The sequence below is a fragment of the Echinicola vietnamensis DSM 17526 genome (assembly GCF_000325705.1).
GTDB classification, from domain to species: Bacteria; Bacteroidota; Bacteroidia; order Cytophagales; family Cyclobacteriaceae; genus Echinicola; species Echinicola vietnamensis.
In genome coordinates this window covers 2,856,645-2,883,101 of the sequence record NC_019904.1, presented here as the reverse complement: position 1 = coordinate 2,883,101, position 26,457 = coordinate 2,856,645, and the positions used below count along the sequence as shown (strand labels likewise).

At 44.6% G+C, this 26,457-nt stretch carries 18 protein-coding genes; 11 read left to right on the top strand and 7 right to left on the bottom strand.

The window, feature by feature from the left end; genetic code table 11:
* Positions 1–208 precede the first annotated feature (208 nt).
* Positions 209–1,525 (bottom strand): adenosylhomocysteinase, encoded by a 1,317-nt coding sequence (gene ahcY / locus ECHVI_RS11850; RefSeq protein ID WP_015266233.1) that lies wholly within the window; start codon positions 1,523–1,525, stop codon positions 209–211.
* A 76-nt stretch (positions 1,526–1,601) separates the two neighbouring features.
* Positions 1,602–2,360 (bottom strand): biotin--[acetyl-CoA-carboxylase] ligase, encoded by a 759-nt coding sequence (locus ECHVI_RS11845; RefSeq protein WP_015266232.1) that lies wholly within the window; start codon positions 2,358–2,360, stop codon positions 1,602–1,604.
* A gap of 88 nt (positions 2,361–2,448) precedes the next feature.
* Here ECHVI_RS11845 and rsfS point away from each other — a divergent pair, with 88 nt between their 5' ends.
* The 5 genes from rsfS to ECHVI_RS11820 all read left to right on the top strand — a co-directional run bounded on the left by rsfS (position 2,449) and on the right by ECHVI_RS11820 (position 7,411).
* Positions 2,449–2,796: a ribosome silencing factor gene (rsfS, locus tag ECHVI_RS11840; protein ID WP_015266231.1), complete on the top strand. Its 348-nt coding sequence runs from the start codon at positions 2,449–2,451 to the stop codon at positions 2,794–2,796.
* Between the two features lie 63 nt (positions 2,797–2,859).
* Complete coding sequence (gene ftsH, locus ECHVI_RS11835; protein WP_015266230.1) at positions 2,860–4,905, top strand: ATP-dependent zinc metalloprotease FtsH; 2,046 nt, start codon at positions 2,860–2,862, stop codon at positions 4,903–4,905.
* A gap of 228 nt (positions 4,906–5,133) precedes the next feature.
* Positions 5,134–5,898 carry a UDP-2,3-diacylglucosamine diphosphatase gene (locus tag ECHVI_RS11830; protein ID WP_015266229.1) on the top strand — a complete coding sequence of 255 codons (765 nt, stop codon included), beginning with the start codon at positions 5,134–5,136 and terminating at the stop codon, positions 5,896–5,898.
* Entirely contained in the window at positions 5,895–6,725 is an 831-nt protein-coding gene (locus ECHVI_RS11825) for a hypothetical protein (RefSeq protein WP_015266228.1), read from the top strand. Before ECHVI_RS11830 ends, ECHVI_RS11825 begins: the two co-directional genes overlap by 4 nt.
* A 209-nt stretch (positions 6,726–6,934) precedes the next feature.
* Positions 6,935–7,411 (top strand): T9SS type A sorting domain-containing protein, encoded by a 477-nt coding sequence (locus tag ECHVI_RS11820; protein WP_015266227.1) that lies wholly within the window; start codon positions 6,935–6,937, stop codon positions 7,409–7,411.
* A 53-nt stretch (positions 7,412–7,464) separates the two neighbouring features.
* On the opposite strand, the gene ECHVI_RS11815 is transcribed toward ECHVI_RS11820, so the two are convergent.
* A complete protein-coding gene (locus tag ECHVI_RS11815; RefSeq protein WP_015266226.1) occupies positions 7,465–7,893 on the bottom strand; it encodes an FKBP-type peptidyl-prolyl cis-trans isomerase in 429 nt (142 codons plus the stop codon).
* Positions 7,894–8,119: 226 nt separating this feature from the next.
* Between ECHVI_RS11815 and ECHVI_RS11810 the strand changes: the two genes are divergently transcribed.
* The 6 genes from ECHVI_RS11810 to ECHVI_RS11785 all read left to right on the top strand — a co-directional run bounded on the left by ECHVI_RS11810 (position 8,120) and on the right by ECHVI_RS11785 (position 16,487).
* Positions 8,120–9,502, top strand: coding sequence for a sigma-54-dependent transcriptional regulator (locus tag ECHVI_RS11810; RefSeq protein ID WP_015266225.1), 1,383 nt, complete (start codon positions 8,120–8,122; stop codon positions 9,500–9,502).
* Entirely contained in the window at positions 9,492–10,835 is a 1,344-nt protein-coding gene (locus ECHVI_RS11805; RefSeq protein ID WP_015266224.1) for a sensor histidine kinase, read from the top strand. The genes ECHVI_RS11810 and ECHVI_RS11805 overlap by 11 nt, the downstream gene beginning before the upstream one ends.
* A gap of 249 nt (positions 10,836–11,084) precedes the next feature.
* Complete coding sequence (locus tag ECHVI_RS11800; protein ID WP_015266223.1) at positions 11,085–11,942, top strand: UDP-2,3-diacylglucosamine diphosphatase; 858 nt, start codon at positions 11,085–11,087, stop codon at positions 11,940–11,942.
* A gap of 2 nt (positions 11,943–11,944) precedes the next feature.
* Positions 11,945–13,078 (top strand): glycosyltransferase family protein, encoded by a 1,134-nt coding sequence (locus ECHVI_RS11795; RefSeq protein WP_015266222.1) that lies wholly within the window; start codon positions 11,945–11,947, stop codon positions 13,076–13,078.
* A 156-nt stretch (positions 13,079–13,234) separates the two neighbouring features.
* Complete coding sequence (locus ECHVI_RS11790; RefSeq protein ID WP_015266221.1) at positions 13,235–15,907, top strand: MGH1-like glycoside hydrolase domain-containing protein; 2,673 nt, start codon at positions 13,235–13,237, stop codon at positions 15,905–15,907.
* On the top strand, positions 15,879–16,487 hold the full coding sequence (locus tag ECHVI_RS11785; protein WP_015266220.1) for a ribonuclease HII: 609 nt from the start codon (positions 15,879–15,881) through the stop codon (positions 16,485–16,487). The genes ECHVI_RS11790 and ECHVI_RS11785 overlap by 29 nt, the downstream gene beginning before the upstream one ends.
* 192 nt (positions 16,488–16,679) lie before the next feature.
* Here the strand turns inward: ECHVI_RS11785 and ECHVI_RS11780 are convergent, their stop codons facing one another.
* The 4 genes from ECHVI_RS11780 to ECHVI_RS11765 all read right to left on the bottom strand — a co-directional run bounded on the left by ECHVI_RS11780 (position 16,680) and on the right by ECHVI_RS11765 (position 26,404).
* The gene (locus ECHVI_RS11780) at positions 16,680–18,296 is read right to left on the bottom strand and encodes a RagB/SusD family nutrient uptake outer membrane protein (protein WP_015266219.1); all 1,617 of its coding nucleotides are present in this window, start codon (positions 18,294–18,296) and stop codon (positions 16,680–16,682) included.
* A gap of 19 nt (positions 18,297–18,315) precedes the next feature.
* Positions 18,316–21,438: a SusC/RagA family TonB-linked outer membrane protein gene (locus ECHVI_RS11775; RefSeq protein ID WP_015266218.1), complete on the bottom strand. Its 3,123-nt coding sequence runs from the start codon at positions 21,436–21,438 to the stop codon at positions 18,316–18,318.
* A 335-nt stretch (positions 21,439–21,773) separates the two neighbouring features.
* A complete protein-coding gene (locus ECHVI_RS11770) occupies positions 21,774–24,029 on the bottom strand; it encodes a GH92 family glycosyl hydrolase (protein WP_157501366.1) in 2,256 nt (751 codons plus the stop codon).
* Positions 24,030–24,187: 158 nt separating this feature from the next.
* Positions 24,188–26,404 carry a family 20 glycosylhydrolase gene (locus ECHVI_RS11765; RefSeq protein WP_245553297.1) on the bottom strand — a complete coding sequence of 739 codons (2,217 nt, stop codon included), beginning with the start codon at positions 26,402–26,404 and terminating at the stop codon, positions 24,188–24,190.
* Positions 26,405–26,457 lie beyond the last annotated feature (53 nt).

Sequence of the window (26,457 nt, the reverse complement as noted above, 5' to 3'; positions counted from 1 at the left end):
TTCCGTAGGAACGGCAGATATAAATGCAAATAGGAACATTTTTTCATAAGACCATGTCAACATTCGCCCCCCCTGAAATATTACTTGATCCAAAAAAAAGAGGCTGCTCCAAAAGTCCAGACTACTTTGACTCCGACAGATTCCGGAATCTTAGCGACATCATGTGACTTATGAAACAGCCCCTTTCTATTATGAAAAGTGGGTCAGGTTAATACCTGTAATAATCAGGTTTGAATGGACCAGCCACTTCCACGCCGATATACTTGGCTTGATCTTCGGTAAGCTCATCCAGCTCCACGCTCAATTTACCCAAGTGCAACGCAGCTACCTTTTCATCCAAATGCTTAGGAAGCACATACACCTTATTTTCGTATTGATCGGTATTGTTCCAAAGCTCCATCTGGGCCAAGGTCTGGTTGGTAAATGAGTTGGACATCACAAAAGAAGGGTGTCCCGTGGCACAACCCAGGTTCACTAGTCTACCTTCCGCCAAAAGGATAATGTCATTACCGTTCACATTGTAAAGATCCACCTGCGGCTTGATTTCATCCTTGGTATCGCCAAAGTTTTCATTCAGCCAAGCCACATCAATTTCGTTATCGAAATGGCCAATATTACACACGATGGTTTTATCTTTCATCACTTTGAAATGCTCGCCGGTGATGATATCCTTATTTCCTGTAGCCGTTACGACAATATCCGCTTCAGCAGCAGCATTGATCATTTTCTTCACTTCAAAACCATCCATGGAAGCCTGTAACGCACAGATGGGATCGATTTCGGTCACGATTACCCGAGCTCCTGCACCTCTCAATGAAGCCGCAGAACCTTTCCCTACATCACCGTAACCGGCCACTACAGCCACTTTACCTGCCAGCATCACATCAGTAGCCCTTCTGATCGCATCCACCAAAGACTCCTTACATCCGTATTTGTTGTCAAACTTGGACTTGGTCACGGAATCGTTCACATTAATGGCAGGCATAGGAAGGGTACCGTTTTTCATGCGCTCATAAAGTCGATGAACACCTGTTGTTGTCTCTTCGGACACCCCTTTGATTCCTTGCACCAGCTCAGGATATTTGTCCAAGACCATATTGGTCAAATCCCCACCATCGTCCAAGATCATGTTCAATGGCTGCTTATCTTCGCCGAAGAACAAGGTTTGTTCGATACACCAATCAAATTCTTCCTCGTTCATGCCCTTCCAGGCATAAACTGGAATGCCAGCAGCGGCAATCGCAGCAGCGGCATGGTCTTGAGTGGAAAAAATGTTACAGGAAGACCATGTCACCTCTGCACCCAGTGCTACCAAGGTTTCGATCAACACGGCCGTTTGGATGGTCATGTGCAAACATCCTGCTATGCGCGCGCCCTGAAGCGGCTTAGAAGCTCCATACTCAGCCCTCAATGCCATTAGACCCGGCATTTCGGCCTCCGCCAATCTGATTTCTTTGCGTCCCCAATCGGCCAAAGAAATATCTTTTACTTTATACTTGACGTACTTTGATTTAGTTTCTGACATGTAGTTATGATTTTTATCAAAATTTTCAGCACACAAATTTACTCAATCCTAAAGACATTATGAAATATTACCTCGCTCACAGAAATTTAACTTCCTTAAATGCATAATGGTTTTCTTTTCCTTGCTGATTCGTAATGATCAATCGCCCTTCCTTGGTTAGTCCTGTGATCATCCCTTGGAAAACACCAGCACTGTCTTCATAGGTTGCCCATTCCCCTCTCCGGTACAGGTTATCCCAATATTCATCTTCCAGTGATTTCCTGTCTCCCTTCTTTAAGTGAATGTATCGCTTTTCTAATTCCCCGAGGATATTCGATACCATTTCCCACTTATCGACCTGATGCCCTGACAAAACGGCTACGGAAGTAGGGCCGGGAAAGGCAAAATCCACTTGGTTTAGGTTAAGCCCAATGCCCACCACGGACGTTTCGATGCGGGATTGTGTCAGGTTATTTTCTATTAAAATCCCTCCCAACTTCCCACCATCCTTGTGGACAATATCATTGGGCCATTTCACCTTTATACCTTCTGAATAGCGGCTTAAGGCCTCTTTAACGGCCAGCGCCACCATCCGATTTAGGTCAAACTGGGCCCCTGGAGCCATAAACGTTGGAGCCAGTACGAGCGAAAACGTAAGGTTCTTTCCGGGCTCACTGTACCACCTGTTTCCCCGTTGTCCCCTGCCTTTGGTTTGTGTGTCAGTAAGGACAATGCTACCTTCCCGGGCGGTCCCATCCTTGATTTTGGCAGCTGCGACATCATTGGTAGAATGACACTCTGTCATGTAAATGATATCTTTACCGAGAAAAACAGTATTGGCAAGGATTTTATGCATAAAATAATTAGTTATTTTGTCGTACAATAAGGATATTTAGCCTTTTATTGTAACGCTTAAATGAAAAGTAAAATTACAAACAAAAAGTATGACAGCAGAAGAGCTGAGTAAAATAATCGTAAAAGGAATGGAAGATAAAAAAGCTTCCGATATCGTGGTGATGGATTTGCGGGAAATTAACAATTCTGTTTCTGATTTTTTTGTGATTTGTTCAGGCTCATCTGACAAACAGATCGAGGCAATATCTGATGCGGTAGAAGAAGAAGTTTACAAATCCCATAAAGAAAAACCCTGGAGAAATGAAGGAAAGCGCACCAATCAATGGGTCTTGGTAGATTACATTGACGTGGTGGCGCATATTTTCTTAAAAGATAAAAGAGAATTTTACGGACTTGAAGAACTGTGGGGTGATGCCAAAATCACTGAAATAAGTTAAGTCTGGTAAACTTTCATTTTTTCAATTCGTTGTACCTAAAGTCATTGAATTAATTATTAAACGATGAGTGATAAAAACAAAAATAAAAAGTTCATTCCCAAACCTCCTCAGAAGCCCAATTTCCAACTGTGGCTGATTGTCACTGCGGTCATTGTGCTGATCGGCATCACCTGGTTTAACCAGCGTAGTGCCATGATTGAAATCACACAGAAACGGTTTGAGGACATGGTGCTTAGTAACGATGTCAAAAAAGTAGAGGTGATCTACAACCAAAACTACGTAGAAGTCACCCTGAAGGAAGACGCTTTACAAAACCAACGATACAAGGACGAACTGGAATCCCAAAATCCTTTCTTCAATCCTACGGGTCCCCATTATCGGGTGACGGTACCTTCGGTAGATAATTTTATTGAGAAATTTGAAGCATTGGAAGCCAAGCTTCCAGAAGAGGATCAAATTGGCTATGAGGCCCATGCTGAAGAAAGCTGGGGCAATTGGTTTGGTAGCTTTGGATTCCTGCTGCTGGTATTCTTCCTCTTTTGGATCATGATGAGAAGAATGGCTGGCCCTAGTGGTCCTGGAGGCCAAATTTTCAACGTAGGCAAATCCAAGGCCCAGCTGTTTGACGCAGAAAACAAAGTGAAAATTACCTTTGGTAATGTCGCCGGATTGGATGAAGCCAAAGAGGAAGTTCAGGAAATCGTGGAATTCCTTAAAAACCCTTCCAAATTCACCAAGCTAGGAGGAAAAATCCCTAAAGGAGCACTTTTGGTAGGCCCTCCCGGTACTGGTAAAACCCTATTGGCAAAAGCCGTGGCTGGAGAAGCGGGCGTACCGTTCTTCACCTTGTCAGGATCTGACTTCGTAGAAATGTTTGTAGGGGTCGGAGCGGCCAGGGTTCGTGACCTCTTTAAACAAGCTAAAGAAAAAGCACCGTGTATCATCTTTATTGATGAAATTGACGCTATTGGTCGATCTAGGGGCAAAGGTCAAATGCCGGGTTCCAATGATGAAAGAGAAAACACACTGAATTCCCTATTGGTAGAGATGGATGGTTTTGGTACCGATACAGGTGTTATCGTACTCGCCGCCACCAACCGTCCGGACGTACTGGACAGTGCCTTGCTAAGACCGGGACGATTTGACCGACAAATCAGCATTGACAAACCGGATATCGTCGGGCGTGAAGCCATCTTCAAGGTTCACTTGGCACCCATCAAAACCAATTCTGATATCGATCCTAAAAAATTGGCCGCCCAGACGCCAGGTTTTGCGGGTGCGGAAATTGCCAATGTTTGTAATGAAGCAGCATTGATTGCTGCCAGAAGAAACAAAGCGGCTGTAGACATGCAGGACTTCCAAGATGCGGTGGACCGTGTCATTGGTGGACTGGAGAAGAAAAACAAGATTATCTCTCCTGAGGAGAAGCAAATCGTCGCGTATCACGAAGCTGGTCACGCTGTTGCCGGTTGGTTCCTGGAGCACGCCGATCCATTGGTAAAAGTAAGTATAGTTCCCCGTGGCATTGCCGCACTTGGCTATGCCCAATACCTGCCAAAAGAGCAGTTCCTCTACCAAACAGAGCAGCTGATCGATGAGATGTGCATGACCTTGGGAGGCCGTGCGGCAGAAGAAATCATCTTTGGTAAAATCTCCACCGGTGCACTAAGTGACCTGGAACGTGTGACAAAAATGGCCTACAGCATCGTTTCTGTTTACGGGATGAATGATAAAATCGGAAACGTATCTTTCTACGACAGTAAGGGAAGTGAATATAAATTTGACAAACCTTATTCAGAGTCAACGGCCGAAACCATCGACGAAGAAGTAAGGAAATTGATCACCTTCGCTTACGATAGGACCAAGCAGCTTCTGAACCAACGTAAACCAGAACTGGAGAAATTGGCCCAAGAGCTATTGGAGAAGGAGATCATCTTCCAATCTGATCTAGAAAAACTCATCGGAAAGCGTCCTTTTGATAAGGAAACCACTTATGAGGCCTTTACCAAAAAGGTAGACAAAGTAGAAAAAGATGCTGAAAAATCCTCCGATTCATCTGATGACGACTCCTCCGATGTAGAGGAAAGCCTCAGTGAGAAAAAAGATTAAGGATTATCCTTATTTATAAATTTAATAAAGGCTTCCCAGATAACATGGGAAGCCTTTTTGGTTGTAGCCCTACACCTTATCCAGCCCTTCCCCGTTTTGGTAATCTCAAAAGATTGCTAATTTTGGCAAATCATCAATATTAAATTTAACGGCCAAAAGATCACCACGGAGGACTTGTCACCAGGTCTTTCATTCATTGATCTTCCTTTGGCATACCTCAAGCGTTCCATGAACATTCAGTTATCTCCCCATAAAAAAGTATTTTTTGCATCTGATTTCCATCTTGGGGCCCCAGACCACCATACCAGTAAAAAAAGAGAGGACAAAATCATCCGATGGCTCCATGAGATTGAAGATGATGCGGCAGCTATTTTTCTGGTTGGGGATATCTTCGACTTCTGGTTTGAATACAAAACCGTCATTCCAAAGGGGTTCATAAAATTTATCAGTAAAATTTCCCAGCTGAGGGACAAAGGTATTCCAGTGATCTTTTTCACCGGAAACCATGACCTGTGGATGAAGGATTATTTCACGGAAGAACTGGGCATTCCTGTTTACCATACCCCCATCACCGTTGAGATCAACCACAAAAAATTATTAATCGGCCATGGAGATGGACTAGGGCCAGGAGACAAACAATACAAACTCCTGAAAAAAGTATTCACGAATAAATTTTGCCAAGGACTGTTCAGGTGGCTTCATCCGGATATCGGCATCAGAATTGCGCAAAAATGGTCTGGAAGCAGTCGTATCAGCAACCAAGCCAAAAACGAGGATGCTTTCAAGGGAAAGGATGAATGGCTATGGCAATATTGTAAGGATGTGGAAAAAAAGATGCATTTTGATTACTACGTTTTCGGACACCGACATTTGCCGCTATCCCTGGAAGTAGGAGACCAGTCAATGTACTACAATTTGGGTGAATGGGTCAGTCAATATACCTATGGTGTTTTTGATGGCGATAATTTTCAATTAGCGATATTTGAGGAATGAAGTTGTTTTTGTTTTTCCTTTGGGCAGTACTGTTTCATTTGCCGCTTTCCCAAGCCCAGGAAATCAACTGGGAAAACACCTTTTCAGACACCTTTCCCTCCTTGGGATTAGTTGATTTTGACAATGAAGACAACCTGTTCTTTTCGGACCAAAAAGGCAATGTCACCGTCCGCTACAATTTAACTGCCGATTCCAGCAATAATTATTCCCCGGCCTATCAAGGCTCCCTACAGCAATTGGAAGCTGCCAAAACCGTCAACATCTTTACCTTTTCGCGTGATCTCCAACGCATTGAACTTCTAGATCGGTTTTTGAACCCGCTTTACTCGTCACGTTTGAATGCACCTGAATTCGGGAATATCCGTGCCGCTTCCTTGGGCAATAACCTTAAAATCTGGCTCTTTGACGAGACCAATTACCATCTGATCCAATGGGATTACCAAAGGAGTACTGTGCTTCAGGACCAGCCATTAAACCTCCTTATCGCTGATGGAGAGTGGACAGTGGAAGAAATCGTGGAATATAAAAACACCGTCTTTATCAATGTCCAAAACAAGGGAATTTACCTATTGGACAATCAAAGCAACTTTATAGGTTTTTTACCCATTATCACACATCAAAAGCTCGCATTTCACAGCAATTTTCTCTTACATATGGATGAGGAGATCCTCGTGATCACGGATTATTTGTCAGGTAAATCAAAAAAGGTAAAAGCCCCCGTGAAAGCTCCTGCCGTAGCCATTGGCAAAAGTGTCATGAGTTTTTACTCAAAAGGACGTTTGGACACCTATACAATTCCTGACAATCTGTTCGAATGGACCAAGTGAGTCCCCATAATCCACAGTTTTAACCAGTTTTAACACAGGTGCCTCTGTAAAATCATCCGCATAAAACAAAATATTATCCGCACTTTTAGCTGGATATACAGCACTCAGTTGGTTTTTTTCATCAGAATTACTAGATTTTTTAGAATATTTTCAATAAAAACCCGATTTTCATTCGAAATCTGGATTGATTTTTGCAATTTTGCGACCCGATGAGAAAACATTTACTAAGAAAGACTATACATATCATTTTACTGGCCATAGCGCTACTGGTTTTTACCGGTACGGTCAGGGAATTTTATGCCCAAAATTTCCTCAAGAAATCGGAGAACAATATTATTTTCCCCAAGAACTTGAACAAGCCTGATGTAGATTTCAACCTAAAATCTACCGGTTCTAAAAAATTCAAGATCATTTTAGAGGACGATGTGCAGCAGAACACCGCTGTAAAGATATTTGACATCATCGGCAACCTAATCATGGAGGACACGATAAAGCCCAAAGACGGAAAGCAAAAGACCTACGATTTTTCGCACATTACCAGTGAATTGTTTGTGGTGGAAGTGGGCAATTCCAAATACAATAAGACGAAGAGCATCTATGCCAATCCGCAAGGGGTCAAAAAACATGATGTGGCCCGTTCCAAAACCACATCTGATCATAAAAGAGACAGTACATTAGAAAAATAAAAAAAGCCCGGACAATCCGGGCTTTTGAATTTCATGGTTAAGCATTCGGTTTCTTAACCTACTTCCACCAATTTGATATCAAATACCAAATCTTCCCCTGCAAGTGGGTGATTGGCGTCCAAAGTGATCTTTTGTTCGTCCACGTGTACCACTTTTACTGGCACAGGCTGTCCTTGTTGGTTCTGAATGGACAGGTCCATTCCTACTTCAGGCTTAATGTCTGCAGGCACTTGCTCTACAGGCACATCGATCATCATATCGTCTCTTTTATCACCATATGCTTCGGCACAAGGGATCGTGATGCTTTTATCCTGTCCCACTTCCATACCGCTAACAGCAGTGTCAAAACCTTTGATCATATTTCCATCGCCTACTGTAAACTGAAGTGGCTCTCTGTTTTCTGAAGAGTCGAATACTGTTCCGTCTTTTAACTTACCAGTGTAATGTACTTTTACGGTACTTCCTTTAGTTGCTACAGACATTTATTATTTCTTTTTTTGTGAATAACGCTAAAGGTAATACTTTTTGGAAGGGATAAAAAAGAATCCCGAGGTTGATTTAAAAACCGTTCAAAAACGATCTATTTTTGTTCAATTTCGAACAATAAATTCTTAAAAACCTGTTTAAATTCGTTAAATTGGGCATTTATAAAGATGGCATCATTTCAGCAAAAGCAAAGGCAACTTGCATCACAAAACCAATACTCCAATGGAAGACACCAGTTTAGGCAAAATATTGATCGTAGACGATAATGAAGACCTCTTGTTTGCAGCGAAGATGCTGCTAAAAAAATATGCTAAAGAAGTAACTATTGAAAAAGATCCGCGAAGGATTCCTTTTTTGGTCAACAACAACAATTACGATGTTATCCTACTGGACATGAATTTCACGGAGGATACGACTTCTGGAAAAGAGGGCTTCCATTGGCTGAAGCAAATCAAGGAAATCGATCCCAAAGCAGTTGTCATTCTCATCACCGCCTTTGGTGACGTAGAAATGGCCGTGCAAGCGCTTAAAGAAGGTGCTACGGACTTCATCCTAAAGCCATGGCAAAACGAAAAGTTATTGGCCACGTTAAGCGCTGCAAGCAGGCTTAAGGAGAGCTATGACCAAGTGGACAATATTTCCCAAAAATCCCGGCAGCTCCAAGCTGATATGAAAAAGCCTTTTTCGGAAATCATCGGGCAAAGCTCCTCCATGAAAAATATTTTCTCCATCATCGACAAGGTAGCCCAAACAGATGCCAACGTCCTGATATTGGGAGAAAATGGGACAGGAAAAGAGCTCATCGCGCGGGCCATCCATGACCGTTCCCTCCGTCGGGATGAGATATTTGTGGGAGTAGACATGGGAGCCATCACAGAGACCTTGTTTGAAAGTGAGCTTTTCGGACACAAAAGGGGCGCTTTTACCGATGCCAAGGAAGATCGTGCGGGCCGTTTTGAAGTGGCCGACAAGGGCACCTTGTTCTTGGATGAGATCGGTAACCTCAGCATGCCACTCCAATCCAAGCTGCTTACCGTGCTCCAAAAACGTGAGGTCACTCGAATTGGAACCAATAAATCCATCCCTGTGGATATCAGGCTGATCTGTGCCACCAACATGAAAGTGCACGACATGGTGATGGAAAACACCTTTCGGCAAGATTTACTTTACCGTGTCAATACCGTAGAGATCTTTCTCCCTCCTCTTCGGGAACGGCAGGACGATATACCATTGCTGGCCAATCACTTTCTGAAAGTATATGCGAAGAAATACCGTAAGGATTTCAGCGGGTTTAAACCAGCAGCCATCCAATTGCTCCAAAATTATAGTTGGCCGGGCAATATCCGTGAATTACAGCACGCTATAGAAAGGGCCATCATCATGGCGGAGGGCCAGGAATTGGACAGTCGCGATTTCTTCTTTCTCTCTTCCAAACCTTCGGCCGAAAAAGTCAAAACCAATGGCACTTTAAACTTGGACGAAGTCGAGAAAAACGTGATTCAAAAGGCCATTGATAAAAACGGCGGGAATATCTCCAAGGCGGCAAAGGAACTAGGACTGACCAGGGCATCCCTGTACAGAAGATTAGAAAAATATGGATTATAAAATTGGCTTGCTCGGGAGGGTGGCACTGCTTACGCTGTCACTCTTTATACTTTCTTATGCGATTTTAAACAGCTCTGGGGTCTTTATCACCTCGCTGTTTATCATTCTTGTCATCGCGCAGCTGATTTTTCTGGTAAACTATGCAGAAAGCAGCTTTAAGAAGGTGCGCCAATTTTTGGATAACATCAAGCAAAACAACTACGCTACGGTCTACCCGGTGAAATTTGACGGGACCGAAACCGATGACCTCCACATCGAATTCAATGCCATCTTGGCAAAACTCAAGGAAGACCAAGCAGAGAAAGAAGCAAATTACCAGTACTTCAGGTCCGTATTCCAACACCTCAGCATTGGGTTGATCACCTTTGAAGAAGATGGCAGGATCCAGATCCTCAATACCGCTGCTAAACGGATGCTAAACATCGATCACCTGGACAACATCCAAGAGATCGACCAAGTCAACAAAGAACTCCATAATGCCATCCAAACCCTTCGGACAGGAGGGAGCGAACTGATAAAAATCGCTCACCAGGATGGCATTATGCAACTTTCGGTCTATGTCATCGAGTTGGTATTACGTGGCGTCAAATTCAAACTCGTATCGCTCCAAAACATCCAAAGTGAACTGGAAGAAAAAGAAATGGAAGCTTGGCAGAACTTGGTTCGTGTGCTCACCCATGAGATCATGAACAGCATTGCCCCTATTTCGTCATTGGCATCCACCATAAAAGGAGATATTCAATCCCAAGTGGAAAGAGACCAGCCAGTACCGGTAGCAGAAGTCGAAGATTACCTGATGGGGATTTCGACCATTGAAAAACGAAGCGAGGGATTAATCGACTTTGTAAGTGACTTCCGAAGCCTCGCCCATATCCCCGTACCAAAATTCTCGGCCATCCGATTGCAGGAGTTGTTTGATCAACTGGCCGTTCTCTTTCAGCACCAGATTGAGCAATACGATATTTCCTGCGAAAAAAAGATAGAACCCAAAGATTTATTACTTTTTGCTGACAGTTCGCTGATCGAACAAGTGCTCATCAACATCATCCAAAACGCCATTCATGCAGTGGAAGAAGCCACGATAAAAAAAATCAGCTTGCATGCTTTTATCGATGAAGCAGGAAAAATCATCATAGAAATTTCAGACTCCGGAAAAGGAATCGAAGAAGACGCCTTGAACAAGATCTTCATCCCATTCTTCACTACTAAAAAGAAAGGATCCGGCATTGGCCTGAGTCTTTCCAAACAAATCATGAGAAGGCACAAAGGAAATATCCAGGTAAAATCTACTGTTGGAAAGGGGACAACGTTCAAGCTCATCTTTAATGCATAGCCTGGGTTTCTTGAAAAGCTGAAAGCGACCATTGCCATCACAACAAACTGCCTCCATAAAATCATATTTTCGGTGGTTATCTTTTCGCTTCACCCGACCAAACCTCCTGTGCATAAGCTTTTTAACATTGTGATAACATTTATTTCACAAGATAATACAACTTTCTCTCAAAACATCTCATTTTGATAATAAGTCATTCATCGTCAATTAATTCCTATACTTTACCTTGCTTCCAAAACAAGCAAGCTATTGAAGACACAATTCAAAACTATCGTTATTTCGGATATCCATTTGGGGACAAAGGGATCCAAAGCCAAAGAGGTCGTTCGGTTTCTTAAAAAATACCGGTGTGAAAATCTCATCTTGAATGGTGACATCATAGACGGTTGGCAACTTAAGAAATCCGGGGTTTGGAAACGTAAGCACACGCGTTTCTTCAACAGGATTCTGAAGATGATCGATAACGATGATACAAAGGTCTACTATCTAAGGGGAAATCATGATGATTTTCTTGATCAGGTTTTACCTTTAAAAGTGGGAAACCTGTCCATTCTAAAGGACATGATGTACGAATCTTGCGGTAAAAAATACTATATCCTTCACGGAGATGTATTTGACAGTATCACGACCAATCTGCGCTGGGTCGCTTACTTGGGAGATATTGGTTATACTTTTTTACTATGGCTAAACCGCCTAATCAATCATTATAGAAGGAAAAAAGGACTGCCTTACTATTCACTCTCCCAATATGTGAAGGGGAAAGTAAAATCTGCAGTTTCCTACATCGATAAGTACGAAAAAGAACTGGCGATCATGGCCAAAACAAAAGGGTGTGATGGTATTATTTGTGGGCACATCCATAAAGCTGAATCCAGAACCATCGACGGTATAGAATACTTAAATTCAGGCGACTGGGTCGAAACCATGAGTGCATTGGCAGAGGACTACGAAGGCAACTGGCAATTGATTTATTACAACGAAATTGATTTTGGCAACAACGGTGTAGATGACAGCAAAATCGTGCCCTTACACGAAAAAGAATCTTACGCTGCAGTATCCTTCCAAAAGCCAAATGACGACCTGGAACTGCCGCCATTCCGCTTCTGATTATGAAATTTGTCTTTATCGTTCAAGGCGAAGGCCGTGGCCATATGACGCAAGCGCTGGCGTTATTTGAGATCCTGACCCAACAAGGTCACACCATAACTGATGTGCTGATCGGTAAAAGTAGCAGACGTAACCTACCTGATTTTGTTAAAAAAGGGCTAAAGACTAACCTGATACAATTCGAAAGCCCCAATTTTGCGGCAGATAGGAAGGAAAAGTCCATCCATATCGGCAAGACCATTCAGCACAATCTCTTTAGGGCAAGGAAATTTTCGGGAAGTTTACAAGTGATCGACCAAGTGGTAAAGACCAGTCGACCAGACATCATCCTCAATTTTTATGATCTCTTGGCCGGTATATACAACTTCATTTACCGTCCCAAAGCCTCCTTTTGGACCATCGGCCATCAATACCTGATCAGTCATCCTGAATTCCCTTTTGCCCCTGATTCCCCGCTCCAAAAGGCCTTGTTTAAGCTCAATACTGCCGTTACCGCCTTGGGTGCAGAGAAACGTCTTGCATTATCATTTCGTCGCATCTCTCCTTCCACGCAAGGCAATTTAACGGTCATCCCACCACTTCTCCGCCCACAGGTAAAGCAGCTGCAGCCCTCATGTGGTGATTTCATCCTTACCTACATGGTTAATTCAGGCTATGCCGAAGAAGTCATTGCCTTTAGCATGCTCCATCCTGACATAAAAATTGAGGCCTTTTGGGATAAGAAAGACATGCCCTCCCCTTATCGCCCCAGCTCCAACCTCACGTTTCACCAAATCGACGATCAGCTCTATTTAGAAAAAATGGCCGCTTGTCGCGGTTTGCTGAGCACCGCAGGATTTGAATCCATTTGTGAAGCCATGTACTTTGGGAAACCTGTCATGATGGTGCCCGTGTCAGGTCAATACGAACAAGCATGCAATGCCCTGGATGCCTTGGCCGCTCAGGCTGGCATCGCGCACGACACATTTGATTTCAAAAAATTCGATATTTTTTTAAAAACTTTCAACAATACACCTTCCAATTTTGTAGATTGGGAAAAGGAATTGGGAATAAAGCTTACGGAAATTTTATCATCCCAAAATAACTGGCGGCCGCAATCGACAGCAGTGCCAACAGCATATATCGCCGAAACGTAAAAATCAAAGCCTGATTTTCACCACACTTGTTTCGGCGGAAGTAACAAAATCGATTTCCATAAAAATTTCATTTTCTTCGTAAAAGCTTAACCACTCCACTGATTCAGTTTTTATATAAAACTCGTAAATTCGGGTTTTGGCTTTGAAGATGATTCTATGAATATAGAGAGAACAAGACTTAAGGAAGACACCGACCGAAAAAAGCATTGGAAAAAATGGGGGCCTTATTTGACCGAAAGGCAATGGGGAACCGTAAGGGAAGACTACAGCCCGGATGGTGCAGCATGGGAAAACGTCACCCATGATGATGCAAAAAGCAAAGCTTACCGTTGGGGAGAAGAAGGCATTGGCGGATTCAGCGACAACAAGCAAAAGCTGTGTATGGCTTGGGCTTTTTGGAACGGTAAAGATCCGATGATCAAGGAAAGACTTTTTGGGCTTACAGGAAATCAGGGAAACCATGGTGAGGACGTAAAAGAGCTCTATTATTATTTAGATGCCACGCCGACCCACAGCTATATGAAGATGCTTTACAAGTATCCCCAGCAAGAATTCCCTTATCAAGACCTTGTGGATGAAAATGCCAAAAGAGGGAAACATGACCCGGAATATGAATTGATCGATACAGGGATATTTGACGATGATGCCTACTTTGATATTTTTATAGAATATGCCAAGGAAGACTATGAGGACATCGTCGCGAAAGCTACCATTCATAACCGGGGCAAGGAAGAAGCCACCATCTGGGTAATGCCTACCATTTGGTTTCGAAAGACTTGGTTTACCGGCCATGAACCTTTCCTCCCCAAACTTAGCAAGAGCACCAGTAACCGAATTCTTGCCTTCAATCCAAAACTGGGCAACTATCATTTTCACTTTGACGGAGAGCCTGAACTATTGTTTTGTGACAACGAAACCAATAGGAAAAAGCTTTATGACATCGACAACCAAAAGACATTTTTGAAGGATGCCATCAATGACTATGTCGTAGCCGGTGACACTGCACATCTGAATCCCAAACACTTTGGGACCAAAGCTGCTGCCCTTTATAAAATCACCGTTCCCGCTGGTGGCTGCCACACCGTAGCTTTTCGAATGGCCCATAAAAATGCTGCCGTAGACACCAACGATAGCGACAACATCATAGAAAAACGGCTGAAGGAGACGAACGAATTTTACCATGATCTGCAAGGACATGTCACGGATGAGGAGCTTCGCAGCATCCAGCGCCAAGCCTATGCCGGAATGATGTGGGGGAAACAATTCTATTATTACAATGTGGAGCGATGGCTAGAAGGGGATCCTGGGCGCTACATGCCTCCTCCAGAACGTAAAAAAGGTCGAAACCATAACTGGCGGCACCTCCAAAACTATGACATCATTTCCATGCCTGACAAGTGGGAATACCCGTGGTATGCCGCTTGGGACTTGGCATTCCACTGTATCCCCTTGGCTCGATTGGATGCTGAATTTGCGAAAGAACAGTTGCTCCTGCTCCTCAGTGAATGGTACATGCATCCCAACGGGCAAATCCCAGCGTATGAATGGAATTTCAATGATGTAAATCCACCGATCCATGCCTATGCCGTACACCGTGTCTATCAGATGGACAAAAAAATGAACGGTGGAAAAGGAGACCAGGAGTTTTTGGAACGGGCCATGCATAAGCTAATGCTGAATTTTACGTGGTGGGTAAACCAAAAGGACAGCGATGGCCAAAACATCTTTGAAGGGGGATTTTTGGGGCTGGATAATGTCAGTTTGTTTGACCGCAGCCATGTAGATAAATTCGGTGGACGATTGGAACAAGCCGATGCCACCTCATGGATGGCCATGTTTTCCTTAAACCTTCTACGGATTTCTTTGGACTTGTGTGAATTCAACAAAGTCTACCAATATACAGCCACGAAATTTCTGGAGCATTTCCTTTATATCGCTGGAGCCATGAACAATATATCCGGTGAAAACATCAGTCTCTGGGATGATGAAGACAATTTCTTTTACGATGTCCTTCACATCGACGACACGGCTCCCAAGCGGATGAAGGTTCGATCCATTGTTGGGATCATCCCGCTTTTTGCGGTGGAGCCTATCAAGGAGGAAATGTATGAAAACCTCACTGAGTTTAAAAAGCGACTGGACTTTTTCCTTAAGGAAAAGCCCAAGCTAGCTTCCTTGGTATCCAACTGGATAGAACCTGGAAAGGACAAGAGACACCTCTTTTCCCTCCTCCGTGGGCACCGGATGAAGAGCCTGTTGAAAAAGCTCCTTGATCCTGATGAGTTTTTGTCAGATTATGGTATCAGATCGGTATCAAAATACCACAAAGACCATCCCTATTCCATGAAACTAAACGGCGAAAAACATACAGTGGAATACACGCCCGGAGAATCCAATACCAGGATGTTTGGCGGTAACTCCAACTGGAGAGGACCTATTTGGTTTCCCATTAACTGGCTGATCATGGAAGCTTTAAAAAAATTCAACTACTACTATGGGGGGGATTTCCCAATTGAATATCCTACAGGATCCGGCCGATTTGCCACCTTGGACATTATTGCCAAAGAGCTCTCCTTGCGTAATATTGAAATCTTTATGCGCAACAAAGAGGGAAAAAGGCCAGTATTTGGAGATAATGAGAAAATGCAAAACGATCCACATTTCAAGGATTATTTCCTTTTCTATGAATATTTTCACGGCGATAATGGAAAAGGCCTGGGCGCATCCCACCAAACGGGCTGGACGGGCCTTGTAGCTGAAATGATCCATAAATATTATCCTAGAGAAGAAAAAATCATCGATGAAGCTGTTACCCTATTTAGAAGCTGAACGGCTGGAAGCGGGAGCTGATGAAGTTGGCAGGGGCTGCTTATGTGGCCCCGTCGTGGCCGCCGCAGTAATACTGCCCAATGACTTTGCCCATGAGCTGATCAACGACTCTAAAAAGCTAAGCAAAGCCAACAGGGAACGCCTCGTGGATGAAATCAAGGAAAATGCCACCGCTTGGGCGGTGGCAGAATCTACGGTAGAAGAAATCGATGAAATCAACATCCTCAACGCCTCCTTTTTGGCCATGACCCGGGCCGTCCAAGCACTTACTGTCCAGCCGGAGCATTTGTTAATTGACGGCAACCGCTTTAAAAGTCAACTCGATATCCCCTATGACTGTATCATAAAAGGGGATGGAAAATACGCCAGCATCGCCGCAGCATCCATTTTGGCCAAAGTGCACCGTGACAAGCTGATGGCCACCTATGCCGAAAAATTCCCGGGATATGGCTGGGAGAGAAATGTAGGATACCCCACCAAAGAGCATCGCGAGGGAATTACCAAACTGGGTACCACTCCCCTTCACCGCCAGTCATTCAAGCTACTACCAGACCAACTGGAAATCAAATTTAACGAGTAACCGATATTCCTGACAATCGGCCACAAAGCTGAGAATCAAAAACACAAAGCCCGTCACCATTGTGGCCATAATCAGGACAAAGGACAAATGCTTACTCCAAACATAAGGCGTGACACCACAACATCCCTGACATAAAAAAGCCGGATCTTTCGACCCGGCTTTCCTCTTTTAATTTATTACTATCCTAAGAGCTTATTCGTATGCAGGATTTTGAGGAAAATCCTTGTTTTGGTTAAGGTCAATGGCATTTTGAGGAATTGGCCTTAGAATTTTAAGATTTCCGTTAGCCCCTTCGAAATTAGAAGGCGTAATCCAGCTGTTGTGAGCAGAAGCTCTTTCGACCAATTTACCGGTTCTCTTCAGGTCAAACCACCTGTGGTATTCACCCAAAAGTTCTCTTGCCCTTTCATCCAAAATATAGTCGAGGTCAAACTCCCCAAGTGAAGCATCTGCTACCCCGGCTCTTTCCCGAACCACGTTAAGGCGATCTAGTCCAGTCGAAGGGTCACCTGCTTGCAAGTACGCTTCAGCTGCTACCAAGTACGTCTCTGCCAAACGCGATACGATAAAATCCCGGGTACTGCTCGCACCACCAAACAGGGAAGTCGGATCGTCAAACTTCTTAACAATCATAGTAGCCCGGTCCAGTGAAATAGCTCCTCCATTTGGATCCGTGGTACCATAAGAGTGGTATTCAACCCCTGGGTGAGCATTTACATAATCAATACTGTCCTGCGCTGTAAACCATCGAGGCTCATAGAAATCCTCCACCATAAGGGAGCTGTGATCATCTACATCAAAGTAGTCATAATACCTGGTAAACACTTCCGTCATAAAAGTAGAATACCAACGCTCATCTCCTTCTTCATAAAGGTCCAACGCAAACCGGTTGGGCAAGGTAGTATAAGTCTTGTATGGAGCATCACCCGCTACTTCTGAGCCCCCCATATAAGGGCCAAAATAGCTTTGCTGTTTGTTCCCCATTCCTGTTGGGTCTGCACTGATCGATCCTGCACTCCACTGCACTGAAAAGATCACTTCTTCATTCATATCATTTCCAGGCGTCCAAAGCTCTTCAGACGTAAGGTTAAGCCCTTGTCCGTTGATCACATTGTCAGCATAGGAAGCTGCCTTGGCAAAATCATCGGCCGTACCAAACGCTTCATATCCCCTGGTTAGGTGAACTTTTGCCAAGAGGTTTTCCACTGCCCGTTGGTTAACGTGTCCATCATATGCTCCTGAGGACACCTGCCCCATAGCTCCCTCCAATTCAGCAATGATAAAGGCATATACCTCTTCGGCATTTGACCGATCAAACTGCAAAATAGGCTCATCTACATATTCGGTGATCATCCCTACGCCACCATAACTCTGTACCAAAAGGAAATAAGCATTTGCCCTTAAAAATCGGGCTTCACCCAAGTACTGAGTGGTGACACCCGTCTGCTCAGTAATGTCAGCATAGTGAATCGCTGAATTGGCCAGTTGAATGGCCTTGTAACAGTTTACATATAGAAAATCCACTCCGGATGAGGAACTGTTAAGTTCAAAGTATTTGCTCAAGCCCTGCGGAGGTCGGTCCCGTCCTTCTTGATACAGGTCTGTCCCGCAGACAAACATCCATGGATCGTCGCCGTAAATATTACGAAGCGCCGAATAATTGGCATTGATCAAGGCTTCGTACCCTTCAGCAGTTTCATAAAACTCTTCTGCCGTTACGTTGGATTTATTTTCCTCTTCGAGAAATTCTGCACAGCCTGAGGCTGTCAAGAGAAGTAATATTGCGAAAATTGAATTTATCTTCTTCATTATTGATCAATTCTTAAGATTAAAACTTAACACTCAAGCCGAACTGTGTAGTGATGGTACTTACACGTCCAATTCCCAAACTGGCCTGAGCCCACTCGGGATCCCATCCATCATAGTCGGTAAATGTAAACGGATTAAGTACATTGACGTACACCCGCACCTTTTTGAGGTTTGCTCGGCTTAACAAGGTCTCGGGAAGCGTATACCCTACCCCGATATTATTAATCTTGACAAAGGAAGCATCTTTATAATAGGCCATTCCTGTACCCCAATATTGCCCTTCATTCCTTGGTTGTGGATATTCGTTGGTTACCCGTGCTGGCACGCCAACAGAATTTTCGGGAACATACCAATTTGGGATCGCCAGTTTCTGACGCCCTCTATCGGTAACGTTTGTAAAGTTGCTATGGAAATCACTATAGGCCAACACTCCTTGTTGTGTCGCTAATGAAAAATTCATATCAAAATTTCCTACTTGGAGATTGGAAATGATACCACCTGTCCACGATGGATTAGATGAGCCAAGGATCACCCGATCGTCATTAGGATTGATCATGCCATCGTTATTTACATCTTTTGCTTTTGCCTGGCCTTCGGTTTGATTGAAGGCAGCAGCATCTTCACCTGCTTGCCAAACGCCATCATAAATAAAATTATAATGGGCATCGATTGATTCTCCTATAAACCAACCGTTTCCTACATCATCCACCTCGGACTGTCCATAAAGCGACTCAATCGAGTTGGTATTTTTCGTAAATGTAAAAGTCGTAGACCAAGTCACATGGCTGTTTTCCACATTAATGGTATTCAACATTACCTCCACCCCTTTGTTCCTGACAGAAGCGGCATTGGAAGCGATATCGCTAAAGCCTATTTCCAACGGCAACTTTTGCGTCACCAAAAGGTTATCCGACAATCGGTTATAATAATCCACACTACCCGTGATACGGTTCATCAAAAATCCAAAATCAACCCCTGCATTGATCTCCTTGGTTTTTTCCCAAGTCAACGCTTTGTTCGCAATCGAATTTTGAACCCATCCGTTAGCTGCGGTTCCATTAAAATCATAATAAGTCTGACTGGTCAGTGCATTTACCGTACGGTAAGGCGAAACGTTATTATTTCCCACAGTACCATAGCCAAGTCTCAGCTTCAAATCGGAAACCGTGGATGAATTGGCCAAAAATGCCTCCTTGTTCAGTCTCCATCCTAAGGCCACTGAAGGGAACGCTTGCCATTTATTCCCTTCGGAAAGCAAGGAAGAACCATCCCACCTGTTAGAAACGGTCACCAAGTATTTATCCAAATAAGAATAATTCAGCCTAAGGGCAAAAGAAGCCAACTGGCTCTTGCTAAAGCCATTTCCTAAATTATAGGTCTCCTGAAGGCCAGATCCTACATTATAAAATTCTGTTTCAAAAGGTTGTTGGGTAGATGACATATTTGCCCTCTCGGTACGATCCACAAAAATACTTTGAAGGGCAAGGAAATTGAAAGAATGGTCATTGAAGGCCTTGCTAATATTCAACTGGTTATCCCACGTCGTATTCATGTTATTATAATAACTTACCTCAGAAGAAGGCAAATTACCGTTATTGATACCTGTGTTGGTCATGGCTCCCCAAAAGCGTCCTCTTCTATTGTTATTGAAGCCAATGGAAAAGGTGGATTTCAAGCTCAACCAATCCAAGGGATCATACTGTAAATAGGCATTACCTACACCTCTCAGGCTTCTCGTCTCATCACTGGAATTGGCAATTTCCAATAAAGGGTTATACGTACTGGTTTTGTTTGCTGCCCAATCTCCATTCGGATAGGTAAGTTTACCAGGCTGAGGGAACAGGTCTCCTACAATTTCATCACCATTCTCATCAATGGCCCAAGGGCTTAGGAACGGGTTCAGCCTAAAGGCTTCCTGCATGGCGTTGCCACTTCCCCGTTGGTTGGTACCGTGGGACAAGGCCATATTTGCTCCAGCCATGAACTTATCGTTAATGTGTTGGTTGATGTTCATGTTAAACGTGTACTTGTCCAAGCTCTCCTGCTCAAGCGTTCCCGTTTCCTTCTGATAACCAATGCCAATATTATAAGTGGAAGCACCACTCCTATGGGAAATGGTCAAGTGATTATTGGTCTGCATGCCGTTTCTCAGCACTGCATCATACCAGTCAAATCCATCGAGGTTGTTAAAACGCTCTGCCAAAACAGGGTTATTTGGCCCCAGCACGACATCCTCATATTCTTGGGGAGTCATCCCTTCGCCATTATTGGTCGTACCTAAATAGGCAGACATATGGTAATCCCTCCATTGCTCTAGGCTCATCATTTCCGGAAGCCTTGCGGGCGTTTTCACACCGTAAAATGTATCAAAGGAAAAGGTAGTGGCATCCGGGATATCGGTTCCGCCTTTGGTTTCCACGATCACGACGCCGCCTGCAGCCCTCGAACCGTAGATGGCCGCAGAGGAAGCATCTTTCAGGACTTCGATCTTAGCAATGTCATTTGGATTGAGAAAGTCGATATTGTTGGTCACGACTCCGTCCACCACATATAAAGGCTCAGAGCCCGCTAAGGAGTTATTTCCACGGATGGTCATGTTAAAACCATCTCCTAGCCTACCGGTGCTATTGCTCACCTGCACCCCGGCCACACTTCCTTGGAGGGACTGTACGGGACTGGTGGTTCCCCGCTCGGTGATAAGGTCACTGTCCACCCCTGCAATCGCGCCGGTCACATCGGATTTCTTCATGGTACCATAACCGACCACGACCACCGATTCCAGGTCTGTCAAACTAGAAACCAGCTCAACATCGATTTTGGATCGGTTACCGACCGTAATCTCCTGTTTTTCGTACCCAATAAATGAAAAGACCAAAATGGCTTCTCCATCGGGAACGGAAATGCTGAAATTTCCATCAAAATCAGTAGTGGTTCCGGTGGTGGTTCCTTTTAACAGGACGGAAGCCCCTGGGATGGGCTCTCCTTCTCCTGAGTCAATCACTGTTCCAGTGATTACTTCCTGTGCAAAACTTGATATGGAAAGGCCGATTCCCAACAGAAATACTAGCCCCCATCTCATGGATGGAATGGTCATCTCGACCAGCCACTTGGGAAGTGGCTTTCTTGGTACATTTTGTGCCATCTTTTAGAGGTTTATTGTTACAAAAAAGGTTATAATGCAATCGATTGCGCGTGCAATCGTTTGCATTATAAGACCTAATCATCACCTATCCAAAAGTAAACGCGTTTTTTTACTTAAAAACAACTAAAAACATCTAAAAAAACCGATTTTATAAATATTTTAAAAAAAGACGAGGACACTTTTGTAAAATTTAAGCAGGATAATCTAGTTTTATCCACACCGATTAAATCGTGGATAACCCCGACATTAGGCAATCGTTATCCACGATGCACACGCCTTTTTAAGCGACCAAAGATGGTTATTTAACAAGTATAAAAAGCTTAAATTAAGCCCTTTTATTTCAGCCTATGCTCGGCTGCCTCACTTCCCATTTCCACGACTATTTCTCCCCCCTTCAGGAGGTCCTCGTGCATCAGGAATTGACTGCTGTAGGGCTTGCCATTAAAGGTGATGTTCTGAATATAAATGTTCTCTTCGGAATTCCCCTTGACGGTCAGATGGAGGGTCTTTCCATTATCCATTCTGATCGTAGCGTTGTTTACCGTTGGGCTGCCCCAAACATACTTCCCACCTGCCGGCTCTACGGGATAAAACCCTAGCGAGGAAAGCACCAGCCAAGCAGACATTTGCCCCACGTCTTCATTTCCACTTAGCCCATCAGGATCATTGGCATATAGATTTTTGAGAATATACCGTACTTTTTCCGCGGTCTTGTGCGATTGACCTACATACCCATACAGGTACGTCACATGGTGACTGGGTTCATTTCCTTGGGCATACTGACCGACCAGCCCCGTGATGTCATTGGAAGCTTCTTCTCCCATGTCCCCTTCCACCAAGAATAAAGAGTCCAATTTTGAAATAAATGCCTCCCTTCCGCCCAGGAGCTCCACAAGGCCCTCTACATCCTGAGGTACCAGCCAAGTATATTGCCAAGCATTGCCTTCGGTAAAATCCCCCTTCATGTGGATAGAAGTAAACGGACTAAACGGTTTTCTCCACTCATTATCCGCTATCCTTCCTCTCATGAACCCAACATTAGGATCAAAATAATGCTGGTAATATTTACCCCTTTTGGAGAAATACGCAACGTCTTCCTGCGCACCAAATCCTTTGGCCATCTGGGCAATACACCAATCCGACAGGGCATATTCCAGCCCCTTGGAAACACTCTCCACTTCTCCATCTGCAGGGATATACCCCAGCTCCTTGACCTTGTCCAACCCGAGTTCATCCCGCATCGCCGAAGCCTTCACCGCCTCATAGGCCAGCACCGTATCCATTGGAATTCCCTTCAAATAGGCATCTACCACAATGGGCACGGCACTGTATCCGGGCATGGTATTGGTTTCGTTACCTACCAAATGCCAAACGGGAAGCTTGCCTTGCTGCTCGTATATCTTCAGCATGGATTTGACGATATCCTCCATTCTATTCTGCTGGAAAATGGTGTACAAAGGACTGCATCCACGATAAATATCCCATAGGGAAAAGGTGGTCAAATTGGTAAAGGTGGTATCGTTTCGAACCTTCCCATCAGCACCGGCATAGTCTCCATTATGGTCATTGAAAACGGAAGGGGCGATCATCGTATGGTAAAGCGCTGTATAGAATTTCGTCATCTCCACCTCATCGTCCATCTCCACTTGGATCTTGTTCAGCTCATGATTCCAGTTGGACTTGGCGTCTGCTACTGTCCGCTTGAAATCCCAATGGGGAATCTCCTCCTTCAGGTTGTCCATGGCGTTGACCACGCTGACAGGTGAAATCCCTACTTTAAGCAATACTTTCTCATCAGCTGTGGTGGCAAATTCCATCAAGGCCTTCACTTCCTTTCCTGTCAAGGATTTGCCAGCTACTGGTTCATTTTCATCAAAAACCTCAAAAGATACTACCGGCTTGGAGAGCTTTGCTGCGAAATATAGTTTTTGATCCTTCGCCCAGCCTTTGGAAAAACGATAGCCCGTAAGGGTAGTATCATTGACCAATTCTATGTGCGTCTCGGTAGGGACGTCCCAACCAATCCCTTGTTTGAGGTTAAACAGCAATTTGGACTCATCACTCTCCGGAAAGGTATATTGGTGAAATCCCGCGCGTGAGGTGGCTGTCAGCTCTGCATATACATCATATCGATCCAGCTGCACCGCATAATAGCCCGCTTCCACTACTTCATTTTCATGGTCAAAATAAGAGAAGTACCCTGTCTCTGGCTGCTCTGGGACTCCTTTGGCAACACTCACCTCTCCCACAACAGGCATCACCAGCACATCCCCTAAATCTCCAATACCCGTCCCACTCAAATGGGTATGGGCAAAGCCTATGATGGTCGAATCAGAATAATGGTAGCCGGAACACCAGTCCCAACCTTCCGTAAGGTTCACAGGCCCAAGCTGCACGCCCCCAAAAGGGACATTGGCTCCTACAAAAACGTGCCCGTGACCACCCGAACCAATATATGGATTTACATACTCCACTAGATCGGCTTCAGGAACCCTATCCTTATCTTGGTCGCTCGGAGCCTGCTCTTTACAGCCTGAGACCACCGCCCCAAGCCCTATGGCCAACCCCATTATTCTTTGCCATTTACGCATACTTAATCTTGGTTAAATTGTCCTAACGGACCAATCCTTAATGATGATTTGATTGCCAGCTTTCATTGCCCCCGTTTGAAACGTATCCCCACTTTCATAGCATCATGACCGGGGCTCAGCTGCTGGGCTTTTTCAGCTTATATCTTGTGAGCACTATTTTACTTCTCTATTACCAGCCAATCAGCGGGCACTGGTTTCCGGATTCCGGCTTTATCAAGGTATTCAAGCATCAGGGTATAGCCACCTCCCCCTTCGATAAAATCCAGTTCAAAAGGATGGTAGCCTGCTTTGAGGGCAACTTGCCCGCTCACCTCTTTGGCTGAATGAAAACCGTCATTGTCGACTACCTCCCTGCCACCGATATAAAGTTTACTGCCATCGTCACTGGTCAGGATAAAATCATAAATCCCCTTTTCTGGCACATGGATATACCCGGTAAACTCCATTCCAAACGATCCCTGACCGAGATCCGAAGGAATATGCAGCTTATCCAGCACCCTGGTTTCATCTGGTGTATGGTCGTCCATCAGGGCTGTTTGCTCGAAAGTACCCTTATGAAAAGCCACCTGTAATCCCTGCTGCACATCTTTCACCTTTTTGCCCTTGAGGTAAGTCGTTTTCCTAAAAGGCACTTCGTATACATCTCCCCGATTTCCAGTAGGACCAAAAGCCGCAATTTTAAAATCTGTATCCTTGCGAACCCTTAGGGGCTTGTCCAATACAGGATCAGTTACCTCAGGGTCGGTCCCATCAGTGGTATAATGGATCTCAAGGAAATCTACCGGTGCGGCAACTTCCAAGGTTCCCTTGCCCACGAACATGTTCATGTCCGCAATACCGGTCAAATCAGGCAGTCGGTAATTGATTCCCTGCTGTTGCATCCAGGCATAATGCGCATTTAGCCGTGAAGAGTAGCCATCAAAATCATTGGGATCCGACCATACACGCTCTGCCAAAGCCGTCATCCGGGGCATGTACATATAATCAGCCCGTGCCTCGGACGGAATATATTCGGTCCAAATATTGGCTTGACCACCGATCACCTTTTCTGCCTGAGCAGCTGTAAATCCTTCAGGAACAATATCCACGGTATATACTTTACGGAGAGTGCTCTTATCCGGGGCATAGTCAAAATAAAGCCCTCCACCCACAGGGCTCATGATAAGGTCATTGCCATTATTAGCCGCGGTGAACGGAGCATCCTTTACCCAACTACGCCAATACATCACATGGGCGGTAGGACTAATGCCTCCGGCCAAAGCATCATCCCAAACGATGAGCTGTTTGCCTTTCGATTTCACATAGGCTTCCATGTGGTTAACAAAGTAGCTTTGGAGCTTGTCCACATCCTCAATGCCATGGTCCTCCATCCATTGTTTGCACATGGAAGTTCCCCAAAACTCCCTGTCCACCTCATCAGCGCCAATATGAACATATTCACTTGGGAACAATTCCATCACCTCATCCAACACGCTTTCGGCAAATGCATAGGTACTTTCCTGACATGGATTGAGCGGGCTGCTAAACAATTCCCCCCAGTCTGTCTTCTGGTCGCCCGTCAAATACGGATAAGCCCTAACGGCAGCATTCATATGGCCCGGCATATCGATTTCAGGAATCACTTCAATGTGCCGCGCTGCAGCATAGGCAATGATTTCCTTCATTTCTGCTTGGGTATAAAAGCCTCCATACACTTCTTTACCATCCACTTCTTTGATATTCCAAGCATCGATTTCCATATCCGGATTGGTTTTAGCTCGTTCCCAACAGATGGAATCGTGATTGTTAAACGTCCTCCACGCCCCTATTTCGGTAAGTTTTGGCAATTGTTTGATCTCCAGCCGCCAGCCTTGGTCATCTGTCAAATGCAGGTGCAACTTATTAAAATGATAACGGGCCAGGCGATCTATAAATTTCTGGATATATTCCTTCGTAAAAAAATGGCGGGCCACATCAATGTGCATGCCTCTCCACTTGTATTTTGGGGCATCTGCTATCTTTACCGCTGGCAGGGACAGTGGTCCTTTTTCCCTTTTCTCCAACTGCACTGGAAACAATTGCCCCAAGGTCTGGATGCCCATAAAAAAGCCTGCATTGGTGCTTGCCTCTATCAACACTTGCGTTGGTGTGATCTCCAAGCGATACCCTTCCTTATGATCCAACGCATCCGAATAAGCCAAAACGATTCCTCCTTCTTCAGCCGTATGGGCTTCTAGCCGTTGAGCCGTCAGGAGTTCTTTGAGAAACGCCACTTCATTGGACAGGTCTAATTTGCCTGCCTTTACCACGATGGCGGTGGAAGCCGTCAGCTGAAACTCCCCTTGTCCTGCCTCCAATTGAGCAGGGAATGGAATGATCGGGAATTGCTTTCCCATGTCCGGAATAGACTGAGCAAAAGATCCCGACAAAAGAAGAAAAAGACCGCAGA

Excerpts from the sequence above, each read along its gene's own strand:
- ahcY (WP_015266233.1), bottom strand. The coding sequence starts at position 1,525 with ATGTCAGAAACTAAATCAAAGTACGTCAAGTATAAAGTAAAAGATATT.
- ECHVI_RS11845 (WP_015266232.1), bottom strand. The coding sequence starts at position 2,360 with ATGCATAAAATCCTTGCCAATACTGTTTTTCTCGGTAAAGATATCATT.
- rsfS (WP_015266231.1), top strand. The coding sequence starts at position 2,449 with ATGACAGCAGAAGAGCTGAGTAAAATAATCGTAAAAGGAATGGAAGAT.
- ftsH (WP_015266230.1), top strand. The coding sequence starts at position 2,860 with ATGAGTGATAAAAACAAAAATAAAAAGTTCATTCCCAAACCTCCTCAG.
- ECHVI_RS11830 (WP_015266229.1), top strand. The coding sequence starts at position 5,134 with ATGAACATTCAGTTATCTCCCCATAAAAAAGTATTTTTTGCATCTGAT.
- ECHVI_RS11825 (WP_015266228.1), top strand. The coding sequence starts at position 5,895 with ATGAAGTTGTTTTTGTTTTTCCTTTGGGCAGTACTGTTTCATTTGCCG.
- ECHVI_RS11820 (WP_015266227.1), top strand. The coding sequence starts at position 6,935 with ATGAGAAAACATTTACTAAGAAAGACTATACATATCATTTTACTGGCC.
- ECHVI_RS11815 (WP_015266226.1), bottom strand. The coding sequence starts at position 7,893 with ATGTCTGTAGCAACTAAAGGAAGTACCGTAAAAGTACATTACACTGGT.
- ECHVI_RS11810 (WP_015266225.1), top strand. The coding sequence starts at position 8,120 with ATGGAAGACACCAGTTTAGGCAAAATATTGATCGTAGACGATAATGAA.
- ECHVI_RS11805 (WP_015266224.1), top strand. The coding sequence starts at position 9,492 with ATGGATTATAAAATTGGCTTGCTCGGGAGGGTGGCACTGCTTACGCTG.
- ECHVI_RS11795 (WP_015266222.1), top strand. The coding sequence starts at position 11,945 with ATGAAATTTGTCTTTATCGTTCAAGGCGAAGGCCGTGGCCATATGACG.
- ECHVI_RS11790 (WP_015266221.1), top strand. The coding sequence starts at position 13,235 with ATGAATATAGAGAGAACAAGACTTAAGGAAGACACCGACCGAAAAAAG.
- ECHVI_RS11785 (WP_015266220.1), top strand. The coding sequence starts at position 15,879 with ATGAAGCTGTTACCCTATTTAGAAGCTGAACGGCTGGAAGCGGGAGCT.
- ECHVI_RS11780 (WP_015266219.1), bottom strand. The coding sequence starts at position 18,296 with ATGAAGAAGATAAATTCAATTTTCGCAATATTACTTCTCTTGACAGCC.
- ECHVI_RS11775 (WP_015266218.1), bottom strand. The coding sequence starts at position 21,438 with ATGGCACAAAATGTACCAAGAAAGCCACTTCCCAAGTGGCTGGTCGAG.
- ECHVI_RS11770 (WP_157501366.1), bottom strand. The coding sequence starts at position 24,029 with ATGCGTAAATGGCAAAGAATAATGGGGTTGGCCATAGGGCTTGGGGCG.
- ECHVI_RS11765 (WP_245553297.1), bottom strand. The coding sequence starts at position 26,404 with ATGGGAAAGCAATTCCCGATCATTCCATTCCCTGCTCAATTGGAGGCA.